The organism is Pelosinus fermentans JBW45 (assembly GCF_000271665.2).
Classification (GTDB): Bacteria; Bacillota; Negativicutes; order DSM-13327; family DSM-13327; genus Pelosinus; species Pelosinus baikalensis.
The window spans coordinates 1,983,528-1,999,271 of record NZ_CP010978.1 but is presented as its reverse complement, the minus strand read 5'-3'; the positions used below and the strand labels follow the sequence as shown (position 1 = coordinate 1,999,271).

General features: G+C 40.6%; 16 protein-coding genes. All 16 read right to left on the bottom strand.

The window, feature by feature from the left end:
* Positions 1-24: 24 nt before the first annotated feature.
* The 16 genes from JBW_RS08490 to dcuS all read right to left on the bottom strand — a co-directional run bounded on the left by JBW_RS08490 (position 25) and on the right by dcuS (position 15,563).
* The gene (locus tag JBW_RS08490) at positions 25-1,146 is read right to left on the bottom strand and encodes a sodium ion-translocating decarboxylase subunit beta (RefSeq protein ID WP_007957275.1); all 1,122 of its coding nucleotides are present in this window, start codon (positions 1,144-1,146) and stop codon (positions 25-27) included.
* A gap of 35 nt (positions 1,147-1,181) precedes the next feature.
* Positions 1,182-1,562: a biotin/lipoyl-containing protein gene (locus JBW_RS08485; protein ID WP_007957273.1), complete on the bottom strand. Its 381-nt coding sequence runs from the start codon at positions 1,560-1,562 to the stop codon at positions 1,182-1,184.
* A 43-nt stretch (positions 1,563-1,605) separates the two neighbouring features.
* Positions 1,606-1,962: an OadG family protein gene (locus JBW_RS08480; protein WP_007957272.1), complete on the bottom strand. Its 357-nt coding sequence runs from the start codon at positions 1,960-1,962 to the stop codon at positions 1,606-1,608.
* Positions 1,963-2,014: 52 nt separating this feature from the next.
* Positions 2,015-3,544, bottom strand: coding sequence for a methylmalonyl-CoA decarboxylase subunit alpha (mmdA, locus tag JBW_RS08475; RefSeq protein ID WP_007957270.1), 1,530 nt, complete (start codon positions 3,542-3,544; stop codon positions 2,015-2,017).
* Between the two features lie 33 nt (positions 3,545-3,577).
* A complete protein-coding gene (gene mce, locus JBW_RS08470) occupies positions 3,578-3,985 on the bottom strand; it encodes a methylmalonyl-CoA epimerase (RefSeq protein ID WP_007957268.1) in 408 nt (135 codons plus the stop codon).
* 58 nt (positions 3,986-4,043) lie between these two features.
* Complete coding sequence (locus JBW_RS08465) at positions 4,044-4,436, bottom strand: cobalamin B12-binding domain-containing protein (protein WP_007958059.1); 393 nt, start codon at positions 4,434-4,436, stop codon at positions 4,044-4,046.
* A gap of 19 nt (positions 4,437-4,455) precedes the next feature.
* Entirely contained in the window at positions 4,456-6,102 is a 1,647-nt protein-coding gene (locus JBW_RS08460) for an acyl-CoA mutase large subunit family protein (protein ID WP_045820604.1), read from the bottom strand.
* A 15-nt stretch (positions 6,103-6,117) separates the two neighbouring features.
* Positions 6,118-7,623, bottom strand: a complete 1,506-nt coding sequence (locus JBW_RS08455; protein ID WP_045820603.1) for an acetyl-CoA hydrolase/transferase family protein — start codon at positions 7,621-7,623, stop codon at positions 6,118-6,120.
* Positions 7,624-7,819: 196 nt separating this feature from the next.
* Positions 7,820-8,086: a hypothetical protein gene (locus JBW_RS08450; protein ID WP_007952809.1), complete on the bottom strand. Its 267-nt coding sequence runs from the start codon at positions 8,084-8,086 to the stop codon at positions 7,820-7,822.
* A 29-nt stretch (positions 8,087-8,115) separates the two neighbouring features.
* The gene (locus tag JBW_RS08445) at positions 8,116-9,399 is read right to left on the bottom strand and encodes an SLC13 family permease (protein ID WP_007952808.1); all 1,284 of its coding nucleotides are present in this window, start codon (positions 9,397-9,399) and stop codon (positions 8,116-8,118) included.
* A gap of 56 nt (positions 9,400-9,455) precedes the next feature.
* Positions 9,456-10,577, bottom strand: a complete 1,122-nt coding sequence (locus JBW_RS08440) for a sodium ion-translocating decarboxylase subunit beta (RefSeq protein ID WP_007952806.1) — start codon at positions 10,575-10,577, stop codon at positions 9,456-9,458.
* Positions 10,578-10,616: 39 nt separating this feature from the next.
* Entirely contained in the window at positions 10,617-10,997 is a 381-nt protein-coding gene (locus JBW_RS08435) for a biotin/lipoyl-containing protein (protein WP_007952804.1), read from the bottom strand.
* Between the two features lie 27 nt (positions 10,998-11,024).
* Complete coding sequence (locus JBW_RS08430; RefSeq protein ID WP_007952801.1) at positions 11,025-11,381, bottom strand: OadG family protein; 357 nt, start codon at positions 11,379-11,381, stop codon at positions 11,025-11,027.
* A 43-nt stretch (positions 11,382-11,424) separates the two neighbouring features.
* Positions 11,425-12,954 carry a methylmalonyl-CoA decarboxylase subunit alpha gene (mmdA, locus tag JBW_RS08425; RefSeq protein WP_007952796.1) on the bottom strand — a complete coding sequence of 510 codons (1,530 nt, stop codon included), beginning with the start codon at positions 12,952-12,954 and terminating at the stop codon, positions 11,425-11,427.
* A gap of 304 nt (positions 12,955-13,258) precedes the next feature.
* Positions 13,259-13,960 (bottom strand): response regulator, encoded by a 702-nt coding sequence (locus tag JBW_RS08420; protein WP_007952794.1) that lies wholly within the window; start codon positions 13,958-13,960, stop codon positions 13,259-13,261.
* The gene (gene dcuS, locus JBW_RS08415; RefSeq protein WP_007952792.1) at positions 13,953-15,563 is read right to left on the bottom strand and encodes a DcuS/MalK family sensor histidine kinase; all 1,611 of its coding nucleotides are present in this window, start codon (positions 15,561-15,563) and stop codon (positions 13,953-13,955) included. Before dcuS ends, JBW_RS08420 begins: the two co-directional genes overlap by 8 nt.
* Between the last annotated feature and the right edge of the window lie 181 nt (positions 15,564-15,744).

Below are 15,744 nucleotides of genomic sequence, written 5' to 3'. Positions count from 1 at the left end.
GACTTCATCCGAATCCATTTTATATTATTTGAGCATAGCCAGCATGGTACCAGCTGCAACAGCAGTACCAATTACACCAGCTACGTTGGGTCCCATGGCATGCATCAGTAGATAGTTGCCTGGATTGGATTGCTGACCAACCACCTGACTAACACGGGCAGCCATTGGCACTGCGGATACACCCGCAGATCCGATAAGCGGGTTAACCTTACCACCGCTGAAAAAGTTCATGACTTTCCCAAAGAGCACACCGCCAGCAGTTCCAGCGGCAAAGGCAACTAATCCCAGAGCAATGATCATCAGTGTCTGATAATTTAAGAAATTCTCAGCCTTCATTGTTAGACCAGTGCCCGTTGCCAAGAAAATAGTAACAATGTTGATCAACGCATTTTGGGACGTATCGGAAAGTCGATCCGTAACACCAGACTCACGAAATAGATTTCCTAGCATCAGCATTCCCATAAGAGATGCAATCGGAGGCAGTAATAAGCTGATAATGATCGTCGTGACTACCGGAAAGGCTAGTTTCTCAAACTTGGAAACAGGACGTAATTGATCCATGACAATTTCCCGTTCTTTTTTAGTAGTCAGCAATTTCATAATCGGTGGTTGAATCAAAGGAACCAACGACATATACGAATAAGCTGCAACTGCTATTGCACCAAGCAGATGAGGCGCTAACTTAATAGCCAGGTATATAGCAGTAGGGCCATCTGCACCACCAATAATGCCAATAGCAGCTGCTTCTTGCACATTAAAACCAAGAGCCATTGCACCCATTAATGCAACAAAAACACCTACTTGCGCTGCAGCGCCTAGTAAAAGTACAGAAGGCCGAGCAATGAGAGGACCAAAGTCAGTCATCGCACCTACCCCTAGGAAAATTAGAGGTGGAAAGACTTCATGAGAGATACCAAAACTAATCAATTGCATTAAACCAGGATCTGTTTCAAAACCGGTTTTCGGAAAGTTAGCCAAAATACAACCAAAAGCAATAGGAGATAAGAGCAGGGGCTCGAACCCTTTCGCAAAAGCTAAATATAGTAAAATCACACCAACAGCAATCATAATCGCATTGCCCGTTGTAAAAGCAGTAAACCCACTATCAGACCATACTGCCTGCAGAGAGACAATAAATGCATCCATTATTTTTCCTCCAATCTTCCTAATTGTTTATCGAACTAGCCAAGAACAGCCAAAACATCTCCAGTGGACACCGTTTGCCCAACTACTGCGTTAACTTTAGAAATTTTTCCATCCTGATTTGCCATAATTTCATTCTGCATTTTCATGGCTTCCAGAATAAAAATGACTTGACCACGTTTCACAGAATCCCCTGGTTTTATATTTACAGCCAAAATCTTACCTGGCATTGGCGCAATTACGGTTTGCGCACCAGCAGGAACTGCAGCGGGAGCAGCCTTCGGTGCTGGAGCTTGGGCTGCCACTGGCGCAGGAACGGGTGCGGATGCAGCCTTCTTTCCAGTAGAAGCTACACCGCTGATTTCTTCTACGTCTAACTCATATACTTGTCCTTTAAATGTAATTTGAAACTTTTTCATTTCTTAATCCCCCTTAAAATTCGATATATTTTATTTGCTACAATTAAAACATTTGATTACGAGAATTTACCGTTTCCATACGGGCAGCTTGGGACCAAGTATTGCTACTGACTGGTCTGATAGCAACAACTTTTGCATTTTTATATCCATAGGCTGCGATGGCTGCCGTAAATAAAATTATCATTTCATCATAATCTTCTTGCGGCAGACTTACAGGAGCGACTGCTGATTCCGCTTTTTCTGTAACATTAGCTTCCTCTTGCGCTACCTTTTTTTTTTGCGTAGGATCAATTACTTTTATTAATCTGACAACTAAGCTTAATCCATACAAAACGCAAAATACTACAGTCATATTGATTAGAGCAATTAAGACGGGGTTAGTTGTAATTGGTTGACTCATTGATTTCACCTCTTATTCTAATATCGCTTCCTCTGTCTTTACCTCTTTGAGATCATACAGGGAAATTACCATGACGCTTAGCAGGACGGCCTTCACGTTTAGAAGCCAACATACTAAATGCGCTGATTAGTATGGGACGTGTTTCTTGAGGCTCAATCACCATGTCAACAAATCCACGTTTGGCAGCCTGATAAGGAGTAGCAAAGTTCTTTACATACTCATCGGTTTTCGTCTTAATATCTGGATCTTTCTTAAAAATAATATTGGCTGCACCTGCAGGTCCCATAACAGCAATTTCAGCAGTTGGCCATGCAATGACCTGATCTGCCCCCAGATCCCGGGAACACATAGCCAGATAGGAACCGCCGTAAGCTTTGCGAACAACAAGGGTTACTTTCGGTACGGTAGCTTCGGAGTAAGCATACAGCATCTTAGCACCATGACGAATAATACCGCCATATTCCTGATTCGTCCCAGGCAAAAAGCCAGGAACATCAACAAGATTGAGTAAAGGAATATTGAACGCATCGCAAAAGCGAATGAATCGTGAGGATTTATCGGAAGCATTAATATCCAGGCACCCTGCCATTACCTTTGGCTGATTTGCAATAATACCAATGGTTTGACCATCCAAACGAGCAAAAGCCGTAATCAGATTGGCTGCATAGTAAGGCTGCACTTCGTAAAAATCCCCATTATCTACAATTTTAGTAATGATTTCTTTCATATCATAGGATTGATTGGAATGATCTGGAATGATTGTATTTAGCTCTTCTTCTGTGCGAGAAGGATCGTCACTACACTCTACAATCGGTGATCCATCTAAATTATTGCTAGGAAGAAAACTGATAAGCCTACGGATTTGCTCTAAGCAATCGGTGTCATTTTCCGCAATGAAATGAGCGACTCCCGACGTAGCATTATGAGTCATGGCTCCACCAAGTTCTTCTGCTGTTACTTCCTCACCAGTTACGGTTTTTATAACCTGTGGCCCGGTAATAAACATCTGACTGGTATTTCTCACCATATAGATAAAGTCAGTTAAAGCTGGAGAATACACAGCGCCGCCTGCGCAAGGTCCCATAATCACTGAGATTTGAGGAATGACGCCAGAAGCCAAGGTATTTTGATAGAAGATTTTACCGTAACCTGATAATGCATCTACCGCTTCCTGAATCCGAGCACCGCCCGAATCATTAATCCCAATGATTGGAACCCCCATCTTCATCGCCAGCTCTTGTACTTTACAAATTTTCGCTGCGTGCATCTCACCTAGTGAACCGCCAATTACTGTGAAATCCTGAGCGAATACATAGATTAGGCGATTATCGATGGTACCATAACCTGTTACAACACCTTCACCTGGAGCTTCTTCTTTCTCCATGCCAAAGTTAGTGCAGCGATGTTCTACAAACTGATCTAACTCTATAAAAGAGCCTTCATCAAGCAGAATAGCAATACGCTCACGGGCGGTCAATTTGCCCTTTGCATGCTGACTATCAATCCGTTTTTGGCCGCCACCCATTTTGATCTTTTTCTGACGTTGTTTTAACTCTTGTATTTTTTCCTTAACTGTTGTCATATTGCACCTCCATAAATTACTGCTTTTAAAAGATTATTTCCGTTCTGATAGCTCAAGCAAAATCCCGCCGGTTGCTTTCGGATGAACAAAAGCAATTGAGGCCCCGCCTGCACCGTAACGAGGTACTTCATCAATCATACGTACGCCTTTTGCTTTCAAATCAGCAATCGCAGCTTCGATATCATCCACACGCAACGCAAGATGCTGTATCCCCTCACCATTCTTATCAATATATTTAGCAATAGGACCATCAGGTGAAGTCGATTCCAAAAGTTCAATTTCGCTGTCACCGCAAGGATAAAAGCAAACTTTTACCTTTTGTTGTTCTACGGTCTCTTCCCCTAACGCTTCCATTCCAAGGACTTCGCTATAAAACTTTTTAGCCTGTTCTAAATCTTTTACGGCAATGCCAATATGATCAACCTTCAATGTTTTAAACATCTATACATCCTCCAATATCCAATTATTCTTCAATCCTCTTTCGATAGAGCACTTTTCTCTATTTCACATTTTCCTTGATGTAGTCAATGATAGTAGTTGTTGATGTACCTGGCGTAAACACTTCGGATATACCAGCTGCTTTAAGAACAGGTATATCAGCATCAGGTATAACTCCGCCACCAATTATTAATACATCCGTCATACCTTTTTCACGGATTAACTCAACAATACGTGGGAACAAGTGATTGTGAGCACCAGATAATAAACTTAAGGCAATTACATTTACGTCTTCTTGCAACGCAGCTTCTGCTATTTGCTCGGGAGTTTGACGCAAGCCCGTATAAATAACCTCAAAGCCAGCATCACGCAAAGCGCGAGCTACTACTTTCGCTCCCCGATCATGTCCATCTAAACCAGGTTTTGCAACTAATACTCTAACACGTTTTTCCATCGTTATTCCTCCTATCCTCTTACAGTGTTGCATGCGCTTGGTATTCACCAAAAACTTTACGCATTACGCCACAAATTTCACCAAGTGTTGCATAGGTTTTTACTGCTTCCAAGATGATTGGCATCAAATTAACGCTGTCATCACCGCAAGCTGCTTCTAGTTTTGCTAAAGCCGCAGTTACAGCAGCATTATCTCGTTTTGCTCTTAGATCAGCAAGCTTTTTCTTCTGCAATTCACCTACAGAAGCATCTACACGCAAGAGGCCTTCTACTGGTTTTTCTTCAATTTGGAATTTGTTCACACCAACAATCACTCGATCGTTGTTTTCTACTTCTTTTTGCCATTTATAAGCACTGTCTTGAATTTCTCGTTGGATATAACCTTCTTCAATCGCAACAACAGCACCGCCGATGTCATCAATTTTCTGAATGTATTTCAATGCTTCTGCTTCGATTTGGTTCGTTATTGCTTCTACATAGTAAGAACCAGCTAAAGGATCTACTACATCTGCTAAACCACTTTCATAGGCTACAATCTGCTGGGTACGAAGAGCAACACGTACGGAAGCTTCCGTTGGCAATGCCAATGCTTCATCTTTAGAGTTTGTGTGTAAGGACTGAGTACCACCCATAACGGCTGCTGCGGTCTGCAAGGCAACACGTACTACATTGTTATCAGGCTGTTGCGCAGTTAGCATGGATCCTGCTGTTTGTGTATGTACACGAAGCATCCAGGATTTAGGGTTTTTAGCACCAAAGCGTTCTTTCATGATTTTGGCCCATACACGACGAGAAGCACGGAATTTTGCTACTTCTTCTAATACATTATTGTGAGCATTCCAGAAGAAGGATAAACGACCAGCAAAGGCATCTACATCAAGTCCAGCTTTAATTGCGGCTTCGCAGTACGCAATACCATCTGCAATGGTGAAAGCAATTTCTTGCGCTGCAGTTGAACCAGCTTCACGAATGTGATAACCAGAGATGGAAATGGTATTCCAGTTCGGTACATTCTTTGAACAATATTCAAAGATATTGGTAATCAAACGCATGGAAGGCTTGGGAGGGAAAATGTAAGTACCGCGAGCTGCATACTCTTTCAAAATATCATTTTGAATGGTACCATTTAATTTTTCTGGTCCAATGCCATTTTTCTCAGCTACTGCAATATACATCGCAAGAAGTACAGATGCGGGTGCATTAATGGTCATCGAAGTGGATACTTTGGCCAAATCGATTTGGTCAAACAAAATTTCCATATCTGCCAAAGAGTCAATGGCTACCCCTACTTTACCGACTTCACCTTCGGAAATGATATCATCAGAGTCATAGCCGATTTGAGTAGGTAAGTCAAAGGCGCAAGATAGACCTGTACCACCAGATTCTAAGAGGTAACGATACCGTTTGTTAGATTCTTCAGCTGTTGAGAAGCCAGCATACATACGCATTGTCCAGAAACGACCGCGATACATAGTCGGCTGCACACCACGGGTAAATGGATAGGATCCTGGTAATCCTAAATCTTTTTCATAGTCTTGACCCTCAAGGTCTAGTGGAGTATACAATCGGTTATACTCCAGGTTCTTACGTTCTGGGAATTTGGCACTTGCTTTTTCTACTTTGGCAGTATACTCTGCCACTTTTAATTTTAAGCTTTCATTATCCATACTAATAATCCTCCTTTACTGCTTCTTCATGGTGCCGGTCTCTATAAACCGGGTATGCCATGAAAGTGCTTCTGTTAAAATATGTGGTGTTTGTGCGTATTTGGTCGCTTTTTCGGCTCTTTCCAGATAATCCATCAGCATAGGCTTATAGTCCGGATGAGCACAATTTTCTATAATTACCCGCGCCCGTTCTTTGGGACTAAGTCCACGGACGTCGGCCACACCCAATTCAGTTACAAATATATCAACATCATGTTCTGTATGATCCACATGAGAAACCATGGGAACAATGGATGAAATGGCTCCATTTTTGGCAGTGGAGGTACTAAAGAAGCAGGTTAGATACGCATTACGAGCAAAATCTCCTGAACCGCCTATACCATTCATCATTTTTGTACCCATGATATGGGTCGAATTTACATTTCCATAAATATCAAGCTCAATGGCTGTATTCATGGCAATAACACCAATTCTTCTGGCAATTTCAGGACTATTTGCTATTTCCTGAGGACGCAGCATCATGATTTTACGATAGGTATCAATATTTTTGTAGAATCGTTCTAGTCCTGCAGGAGATGGGGAGAACGAAGTACCAGAAGCAGATTTTAACTTACCAGCATCCGCTAAATCCAACATTCCATCTTGAATAACTTCAGTGTACACTTCTAAATCTGTAAAATCAGATTCAGCAAAGCCGCTTACTACTGCATTGGCAACGGAACCTACACCCGATTGCAGCGGTAAGAGTCCTTTTGGCATACGGCCGGCTTTTATGTCTTTTTTCAAAAAGTCAATAAAAAGTGCGCTCATAGCTCTTGCATCATCATCAATGGCTGCTAAATCACGAACATCATCCCGAATATCACATGGAACGATGTAGGTTATTTTATCAAGACCGCATGGAATATAATTGGTTCCAATACGATCATCGGCTTTTACAATCGGAATTGGCAGACGATGAGGAGGATCCAGCGGAATATATACATCATGCATTCCTTCTAAGGCTAAGGGCTGGCTTGTATTGACTTCCACGATCACAATGTCGGCACTTTGCACAAAGGAGGCAGAGTTGCCCATGGATGTGGTCGGTATAATATGTCCTTCTTCGGTAATGGCACATGCTTCAACAATCGCTACATCCACCTTACCACCTAAAAATCCATATCGAGACATTTGAGCTGTGTGACTCAAATGTAAATCGCAGTATTTTACGCCACCTGAATTTAAGGATTTGCGAATCTCATTATTGGTCTGATAGGGTAATCGTTTATTAATCCCATTTACGGCGGCTAACGCACCATCTAATTCTTTTCCTACGGATGCACCAGTCCAAAGGTTAATTTGGAAATGTTCTTTTTTGATTCGTTCAGCTAATGCCAACGGTACGGCTTTTGGATAACCAGATGGCGTAAATCCACTGGTTCCGATATTCATTCCAGGCTTAATAACTGTCGCTGCTTCTTCCGCGCTCACGATTTTGGCATGAAGTGCTTTGTTACGCACACGATCTTTGATATCCATACATTTACCCCCCTATTTCGTATTTTCGTTTATAATTACAGGTTGCTATCACCTCCCGTACTTCATCTTCCACTCACAGATTTATATTACTTTCCTCTATATAACATGCAAAAAAACATGGTAGTGCCTTGTTGACAGGCTCCACCATGTAATACACCTACGTTATATAGGAAAGGCCATTTTCAATTGTTAAAGGTTATACTGCAAAAATCATAAGATAGCTTACAACACCAATAATGCTAAACATCAAGAAACTAACAACAAATCCTTGCCACTTACATGGAACACCAAAATGCCATGTTTCACCTAAAACTCCTCTACGTGTAAAGATGGTAGACTTCGTTCGCTTTTTAAACCATATGGCCTTTCTTCTTTCACCAACCATCTTGGCTATAATGTAAATAATAACTAAGGCAGTAAAGAAAGCAGATAAAATTCGTACTACTTGATCTAATTCTGTCACCTTGCTAACCACCTTTCTATGCCCTTAACTTATTTAGGGAAAAATGGCCATACCATTGGAATGACAATAATGGATACGATAAAGCAAACAATGACAAGACCTGTACCAGCTTTCACATAATCCATAAATTTATAACCACCAGGTCCAAGTACCAAGGTATTCGGTGGCGTACCCACTGGAGTTGAAAATGCGCAAGACGATGCTACCGCTATCGCCATGAGGACTGCGTGAGGACTTGCTCCTAGACCTTTGGCAATGGAAATACCGATAGGTGCCAACAAAGCCGTACATGCAGTATTAGACATGATTTGGGTTAAACCACCGGAAAGTAAGAACAAAATTGCTGTTACAAACAATGGATTGGGATTACCGCCAAGAATACTCACGACTTGGTCAGCGATCAGTTTGCCTGCTCCACTGGTTTCCATAGCAGTAGCAATGGGCATCATACCAGCAAACAGAAAGATGGTCACCCAGTCAATTCCTGTATAGGCTTGCTTTTCTGTTAAGCATTTCGTGAGAACAAGAACCAAAGCTCCAATAACCGCTGCAATTTCAAGGGGCAGCTGTTTTAAATCAAGAGCCATTACAATAACAACTGCTAACAGAGTAAGGGCGGTAATCCACATCTTCTTAGGATCAGTAGAACCGGCTGTAGCCTCCTGTTTCGCCTCTTCATCAATTTCTAAGTCACCTGTAATATGAGCCTTAGGCAGTAAATACTTCCCGAGAAACATCATGTATGCAATACCAGCAATCGTCAGCGGAATGCCAATCCAGGCGAATTCAAAAAAGCCAAAAGGTTCAAGACCAGCTGCCTTCAACGCTCCTGCAGCAATAATATTAGGAGGTGTACCAACAAGGGTGATAATTCCGCCTAAACCTGCGCCAAAGGCTAATGGCATCAGTTGACGGGAGGCAGGAATTTCTGCCACTTTACAAATACCAACAATAACAGGCATTAAAGCAGCTGTAGTACCTGTATTAGAAGACACAGAGGAAATCGCCGCCGCAATGACCATGGTACCGAGCATTAAGCCATTCTCACTTTTTCCCGCAACACGCACCACGGATTCTCCAAGTTTTTGAGCTAAACCAGTGTGAAACATAGATGCACCAATGACGAACATACCTGCAAATAAAACTACTGTAGAATTGGATAACCCTGAAAAAACCATTTTCATTGGAATGATTCCAATAATACCGAGAACAATTGCCCCTCCAATAGCCGTAATGGCCAAAGGAATTACTTCCGTCACAAACAACAAGGCAACGAAAGCCAACACAATGAGTGTTACTACAGCAGGTGACATATAGTTTCCCTCCATTTTTTACTTATAAATTCTAGAAGAAAGTTATATTTGTATCACTACTTGAGCATTGCCAGCATGGTACCTGCTGCAACAGCAGTACCAATAACGCCAGCTACGTTTGGTCCCATAGCATGCATTAATAGATAGTTTCCAGGGTTTGCTTGCTGACCCACGACCTGACTGACACGGGCAGCCATAGGTACCGCCGAAACACCAGCAGAACCAATCAAAGGATTAATCTTGCCGCCGCTGAAGTAATTCATGATTTTTCCAAAGAGCACACCACCAGCCGTACCAAAAGCAAATGCTACCAAACCAAGACCAATGATCAATATGGTCTGTATGTTTAAGAAGTTTTCAGCCTTCATCGTAAGACCAGTGCCTGTTGCCAAGAAAATGGTGACAATATTAATAAGAGCATTCTCAGATGTTTCTGCAAGACGGGCTGTGACTCCAGATTCACGAAATAAATTTCCTAACATCAGCATTCCCATAAGGGATGCAATTGGAGGTAATAATAAACTGATAATAATAGTAGTAACTACGGGAAAAGCAAGTTTTTCAAACTTGGATACGGGACGCAATTGATCCATTACAATCTCCCGCTCTTTTTGTGTGGTCAACAATTTCATAATTGGCGGCTGAATCAATGGTACTAAGGACATATAAGAATAAGCGGCAACTGCAATAGCCCCTAAAAGATGCGGTGCTAATTTCATAGTTAAGTAAATAGCCGTTGGACCGTCTGCACCGCCAATAATACCAATTGAAGCAGCTTCCTGCACATTAAAACCTAGAGCCATAGCCCCCATTAAGGCAACAAATACCCCTACTTGTGCAGCAGCACCTAATAATAAAGTGGAAGGACGTGCAATCAAAGGACCGAAATCAGTCATTGCACCGACTCCTAAGAAAATCAGTGGTGGAAATACTTCATGGGAAATACCAAAGCTAATCAATTGCATTAATCCTGGATCTGTTTCAAAACCTGTCTTGGGAAAATTAGCCAAAATACATCCAAAAGCAATGGGAGACAAGAGCAAGGGCTCAAACCCTTTTGCAAAGGCTAAATATAGCAAAATGATTCCTACAGCAATCATAATTGCATTGCCAGAGGTAAAAGCGGTAAAACCGCTGTCAGACCATACTGCCTGCAAAGAGACAATGAATGCGTCCATTCTTTTTCCTCCTATGTTTCTTCTTATTATGTAATTTTACTAGCCAATAATAGCTAACACATCGCCAGTTGACACAGTTTGCCCCACGGTTACACTCACACTAGATATTTGACCATCTTGATTGGCCATAATTTCATTCTGCATTTTCATAGCTTCTAGAATAAAAATTACATCCCCTCGTTTTACAGCATCACCAGCCTTAATATTCACAGCCAAAATTTTCCCCGGCATAGGTGCAAGCACAGTTTGGCCACCCGCTTGAGCAGTAGGCTGCGCAGCTTTTGGTGTTGGAACCGTTACTGGAGCAACATTTGGTACAGGGGCTGGAGCAGATTTTTTTATGGTCGGAGTTGAGCTGCTAATTTCTTCAACATCCAATTCATAAACTTGCCCTTTAAATGTTATCTGAAACCTTTTCATCTATTTTCCTCCTTCATCTTCAATGTATTAGCTCATCTGATTTCGTGTATTTACCATTTCCATACGAGCAGCTTGCGACCAAGTACTGCCATTAGCCGTTCGAATTGAAACAACGCGCATATTATTATAGCCATAGGCTGCAATCGCTGCGGTAAATAATATAATCATTTCATCATAATCTTCTTGCAACACATTTGTTGCGATAACTGTCGCTGCCGTTTTAACTAAGGAGTTAGGCTCTGTTTCTTCCCTCTTTTTTTTTTGCGTAGGATCAATGACTTGAATTAACCTAACTACCAAACTGAGTCCATACAAAACAGCAAAAACCACTGTCATATTAATTAAAGCAATCAATATGGGATTTGTCGTAATTGGCTGGCCCACTGATGTCACCTCCATTTAGTTCATTTTTAAAGCAGCGTCAATTTTATACAGGAAAGTTACCATGACGCTTGGCAGGACGCCCTTCACGCTTAGAAGCAAGCATACTAAAAGTACTAATTAATACTGGACGTGTTTCTTGAGGTTCAATCACCATATCGACAAAACCACGTTTGGCAGCTTGATAAGGAGTGGCAAAATTCTTTACGTACTCATCCGTTTTCGTTTTTATATCCGGATCTTTTTTAAATATAATATTGGCTGCGCCAGCAGGTCCCATAACAGCAATTTCCGCTGTCGGCCACGCAATGACCTGATCCGCCCCTAGATCCCGAGAACACATAGCTAAATAGGAACCACCATAGGCTTTACGGACGACAAGTGTTACTTTGGGTACGGTCGCTTCGGAGTAAGCATACAGCATTTTTGCCCCATGACGAATGATACCACCGTATTCCTGATTCGTACCTGGTAAAAAACCTGGCACATCCACAAGATTTAGCAAGGGAATGTTAAATGCATCACAAAAGCGAATAAATCGGGAAGATTTATCAGAAGCGTTAATATCCAGACATCCTGCCATTACTTTGGGCTGATTGGCAATAATACCAATGGTCTGCCCATCTAGCCGTGCAAAGGCAGTAATTAAATTGGCTGCATAGTAAGGCTGCACTTCATAAAAATCTCCATGATCTACAATTTTAGTGATAATTTCTTTCATATCATAGGATTGATTGGAATTATCAGGAATAAGTGTATTTAGCTCATCTTCTGTACGAGAGGGATCGTCACTAGAATCTACAATGGGTGATCCATCTAAATTATTGCTGGGAAGAAAACTGATAAGCCTTCGAATTTGTTCTAAGCAATCCGTATCATTTTCTGCAAGAAAATGAGCTACTCCCGATGTAGCATTATGTGTCATAGCCCCGCCAAGCTCTTCTGCGCTTACTTCTTCACCGGTTACTGTTTTGATCACCTGAGGACCTGTAATAAACATTTGACTCGTGTTTTTAACCATATAAATAAAATCAGTTAAAGCAGGAGAATATACGGCACCTCCAGCACAAGGACCCATAATCGCTGAAATTTGCGGAATAACACCAGAAGCCAAGGTATTTTTATAGAAGATCTTACCGTAACCCGATAATGCATCTACAGCTTCTTGGATTCGTGCACCGCCTGAATCATTAATACCAATAATCGGTACTCCCATCTTCATAGCTAGCTCTTGTACTTTACAAATTTTTGCTGCATGCATTTCACCAAGAGATCCGCCAACTACGGTAAAATCTTGGGCAAATACATAGACTAAGCGGCCATCAATGGTACCATAGCCTGTTACAACACCTTCACCTGGAGCTTCTTCTTTCTCCATGCCAAAATTGGTACAACGATGTGTTACAAAACGATCAAGTTCCATAAAGGAATTAACATCAAGTAACTTTTCGATACGCTCACGAGCAGTCATTTTTCCTAAAGCATGCTGTTTATCAATACGTTTCGTACCACCGCCCGCCATAACTTTCTGGGTTCGTTTATTCATATCATCGAGCTTCTCAAGTGTTGTAGACAATGTTACACCTCCACATATCTTTTTACCTCTGAATACAAACAGCGACCCTCCTTTATTTTTACATTACAATGATTGCTATATTAATGAAGCAATTTAAATATACAAAATATAATGATAATTTCATATATAATCAAACTTTATAAACGACTTTGTAATTAAAGTAATTTTAGTAATTAAAGTAACCAAAAAACCGACCCTTCGGTCGGTTGTCATAAGAATGCAATAATCAAATTATCATTGCTAAATTTAGAGTATTGATTTAATCATTTAATAATTATAAGACAAATAATACCAGAATATGGAACTATAAATAGCGATGTATAAAATTATTCATCGTATGAATACATCTATATTTATAAATCGGTCTCCCAACTGTTCCATAGATAAGCTCCAGTTTTAAAGATCCAATTTGCTTTAAAAATTCTAAGTATTTGCGCATTGAAACTCGCGAAACGCCGATTTGATTAGCTATTTCTTCTGTTGAAAATGGACTCTGGCCTAATTCTTGTATTTTTTCCCATATAACATTTAGCGTGTTTCTGTCAACGCCTTTGGGCAATTTTGCAGAAACAGACTGCTCCTTATATAATATACACTGATCCAGCTCCACCTGATTGAGTACATCTTGTTCCATTAAGCCCACTAGCCCCTTATATCCCAATAATGCTGAATTTAAACGCTCAAACTGAAAAGGCTTGATTATATAATCAACGGCTCCAAATTGCAATGCTTTTTTGATATGATTGTTATCACAAGCAGCTGTGATAACAATCACATCAACACTTTTTCCCTGCTGTCTAAGGTTAATTAAGAAATCTAAGCCATTCATACCCGGCATAAAGATATCTAACATAATTAAGTCAATCTCAGTTTGGTCCAATACGCTAAATGCTTCATCTGCGGAATGAACTAACGCACATAAAGTAAATCCTTCTACTAATTCTAAATAGCATTTATTAAATTCTGCCACCATAGGATCATCTTCCACAATCATTACCTTAATCAATGTATCCCTCCTTACCCCAGTAAAGTACAGTCACTCTAAACAAAGTACCCTTATTTATATTTGAAATTACATTGATTTCCCCACCTAAACGTTCTAAGCTCCGTTGAATGAGGTATAAACCAAGTCCTCTATCTTCTCCCTTAGTAGAGTACCCTTTCATAAAGATATTTTGTTTCACTTCTTCATCCATTCCTAGCCCCGTATCACTTACTTCAATCGTCAAAACATTGTTCCCATGGGAAAAATCAATTCCAATCTCTTTTGTTGTTGATTTTTCTACCGCATCTAACGCATTATTGATTAGGTTGCCGATTATAGTAATTAATTCATGTACGATTTCAGGTTGATCCGGCTCAGGCAAAAAGCTAGTTTCAGATAATTTCATTTCTACACCTGCTTCTCTGGCTAAACTGAGCTTTCCTAATAAAAATCCTGCTAATACAGGATCTTTAATCTTCTTAACTACAAATCCGACTTCCAATTGATACTGATGAGCAATCCCGCTTACATATTGGGTCAATCGATCATAATAACCCATACGAATCATTCCGAGAATAACATGCAATTTATTCATAAATTCATGAGTCTGAGATCGTAATGCTTCAGCATAGATTCTAACACCTGTAAGTTTCTCTGCTAACTGCCGAATTTCTGTTTTATCACGAAAGGTGGCAATAGCTCCTACGATCTCGCCGTCTACTATTACGGGAATACGATTCGCCAAAATTATGGTTCCATTTAGATCCTGCTCCTGATCTAACTCTGCTTCTCCCGTTTTTAAAATATTTTGCAATCTTGTATTGGGAACATATTCATCCACCTTTTTGCCGATGGGGTCGCCCTTTATACCTGCTTGCTGAAAAAGCCTGATGGCCTCCTCATTGGCAATGGTCATGCGCGATTCTTGATCAACAGCTAATATCCCTTCACGCACAGATTGCAGCATCGCACTGCGTTCTTCAAATATTTTTGCAATAGCAGAAGGTTCCAAGCCAAATAAAATTTTCTTTATATTTCTAGCCAATAGTAATGCTCCCAGCACTCCTACTAACATTCCAACTCCAACACCAATATAGATACCCGCCCGGTTATCATCAATTGCAGCTTGCACACTTTCTACCATAATGCCTACAAGCACCACTCCTATCTGCCTGCCATCTTCATCAAATACAGGAGATAAAGCACGCAAAGAGGTTCCTAATGATCCTTGATTGATAGAAGTGTTTTCTTGCCCTTCAAACACAGGATCTGCATCATCTTCTTCATAAAACTCTCCTATTTTACTTGCATTTGGATGAGATTTTCTCACCCTGTTCATATCCATCACAGTAATAAATCGAACATCACTAATACTAAGGGTTTTTTCGGTAAACACCTGGATCTGCTTTTCATCACGCTTCCCGCTTAGTCCCTCAATCACAACAGCAGAATTGGCAACAATTCGAGCAATTTCAATTGCTTCATTCGATGCCTCAGTTTGGGCATTCTCAGAAATTTTTGCATTAATAATAACATCTGCTACTAATAAAGCCAAAGCAACCACAATACATGCAAGCACTGCAATTTTGGTTTGCAAACTAAATAAAGACTTTTTCGTCCTCATAGTATCTTCACCCTTCCACTGTCTTTTCACAATTAATCAACATAAGGTGTAACTATTATTAGATTAACAACCATTTTTTGTAAAAAGACAAAAAAATAAAGTGAAGCCTGTTTTGACAGACTCCACCTTTAAACATCTATTCTACCTCTTATCAGTAAATAGACGGAACTATATTCTATTA

Bases quoted from the DNA above. Each gene is read 5' to 3' on its own strand.
- JBW_RS08490 (WP_007957275.1), bottom strand. From the start codon at position 1,146: ATGGATGCATTTATTGTCTCTCTGCAGGCAGTATGGTCTGATAGTGGG.
- JBW_RS08485 (WP_007957273.1), bottom strand. From the start codon at position 1,562: ATGAAAAAGTTTCAAATTACATTTAAAGGACAAGTATATGAGTTAGAC.
- JBW_RS08480 (WP_007957272.1), bottom strand. From the start codon at position 1,962: ATGAGTCAACCAATTACAACTAACCCCGTCTTAATTGCTCTAATCAAT.
- mmdA (WP_007957270.1), bottom strand. From the start codon at position 3,544: ATGACAACAGTTAAGGAAAAAATACAAGAGTTAAAACAACGTCAGAAA.
- mce (WP_007957268.1), bottom strand. From the start codon at position 3,985: ATGTTTAAAACATTGAAGGTTGATCATATTGGCATTGCCGTAAAAGAT.
- JBW_RS08465 (WP_007958059.1), bottom strand. From the start codon at position 4,436: ATGGAAAAACGTGTTAGAGTATTAGTTGCAAAACCTGGTTTAGATGGA.
- JBW_RS08460 (WP_045820604.1), bottom strand. From the start codon at position 6,102: ATGGATAATGAAAGCTTAAAATTAAAAGTGGCAGAGTATACTGCCAAA.
- JBW_RS08455 (WP_045820603.1), bottom strand. From the start codon at position 7,623: ATGGATATCAAAGATCGTGTGCGTAACAAAGCACTTCATGCCAAAATC.
- JBW_RS08445 (WP_007952808.1), bottom strand. From the start codon at position 9,399: ATGTCACCTGCTGTAGTAACACTCATTGTGTTGGCTTTCGTTGCCTTG.
- JBW_RS08440 (WP_007952806.1), bottom strand. From the start codon at position 10,577: ATGGACGCATTCATTGTCTCTTTGCAGGCAGTATGGTCTGACAGCGGT.
- JBW_RS08435 (WP_007952804.1), bottom strand. From the start codon at position 10,997: ATGAAAAGGTTTCAGATAACATTTAAAGGGCAAGTTTATGAATTGGAT.
- dcuS (WP_007952792.1), bottom strand. From the start codon at position 15,563: ATGAGGACGAAAAAGTCTTTATTTAGTTTGCAAACCAAAATTGCAGTG.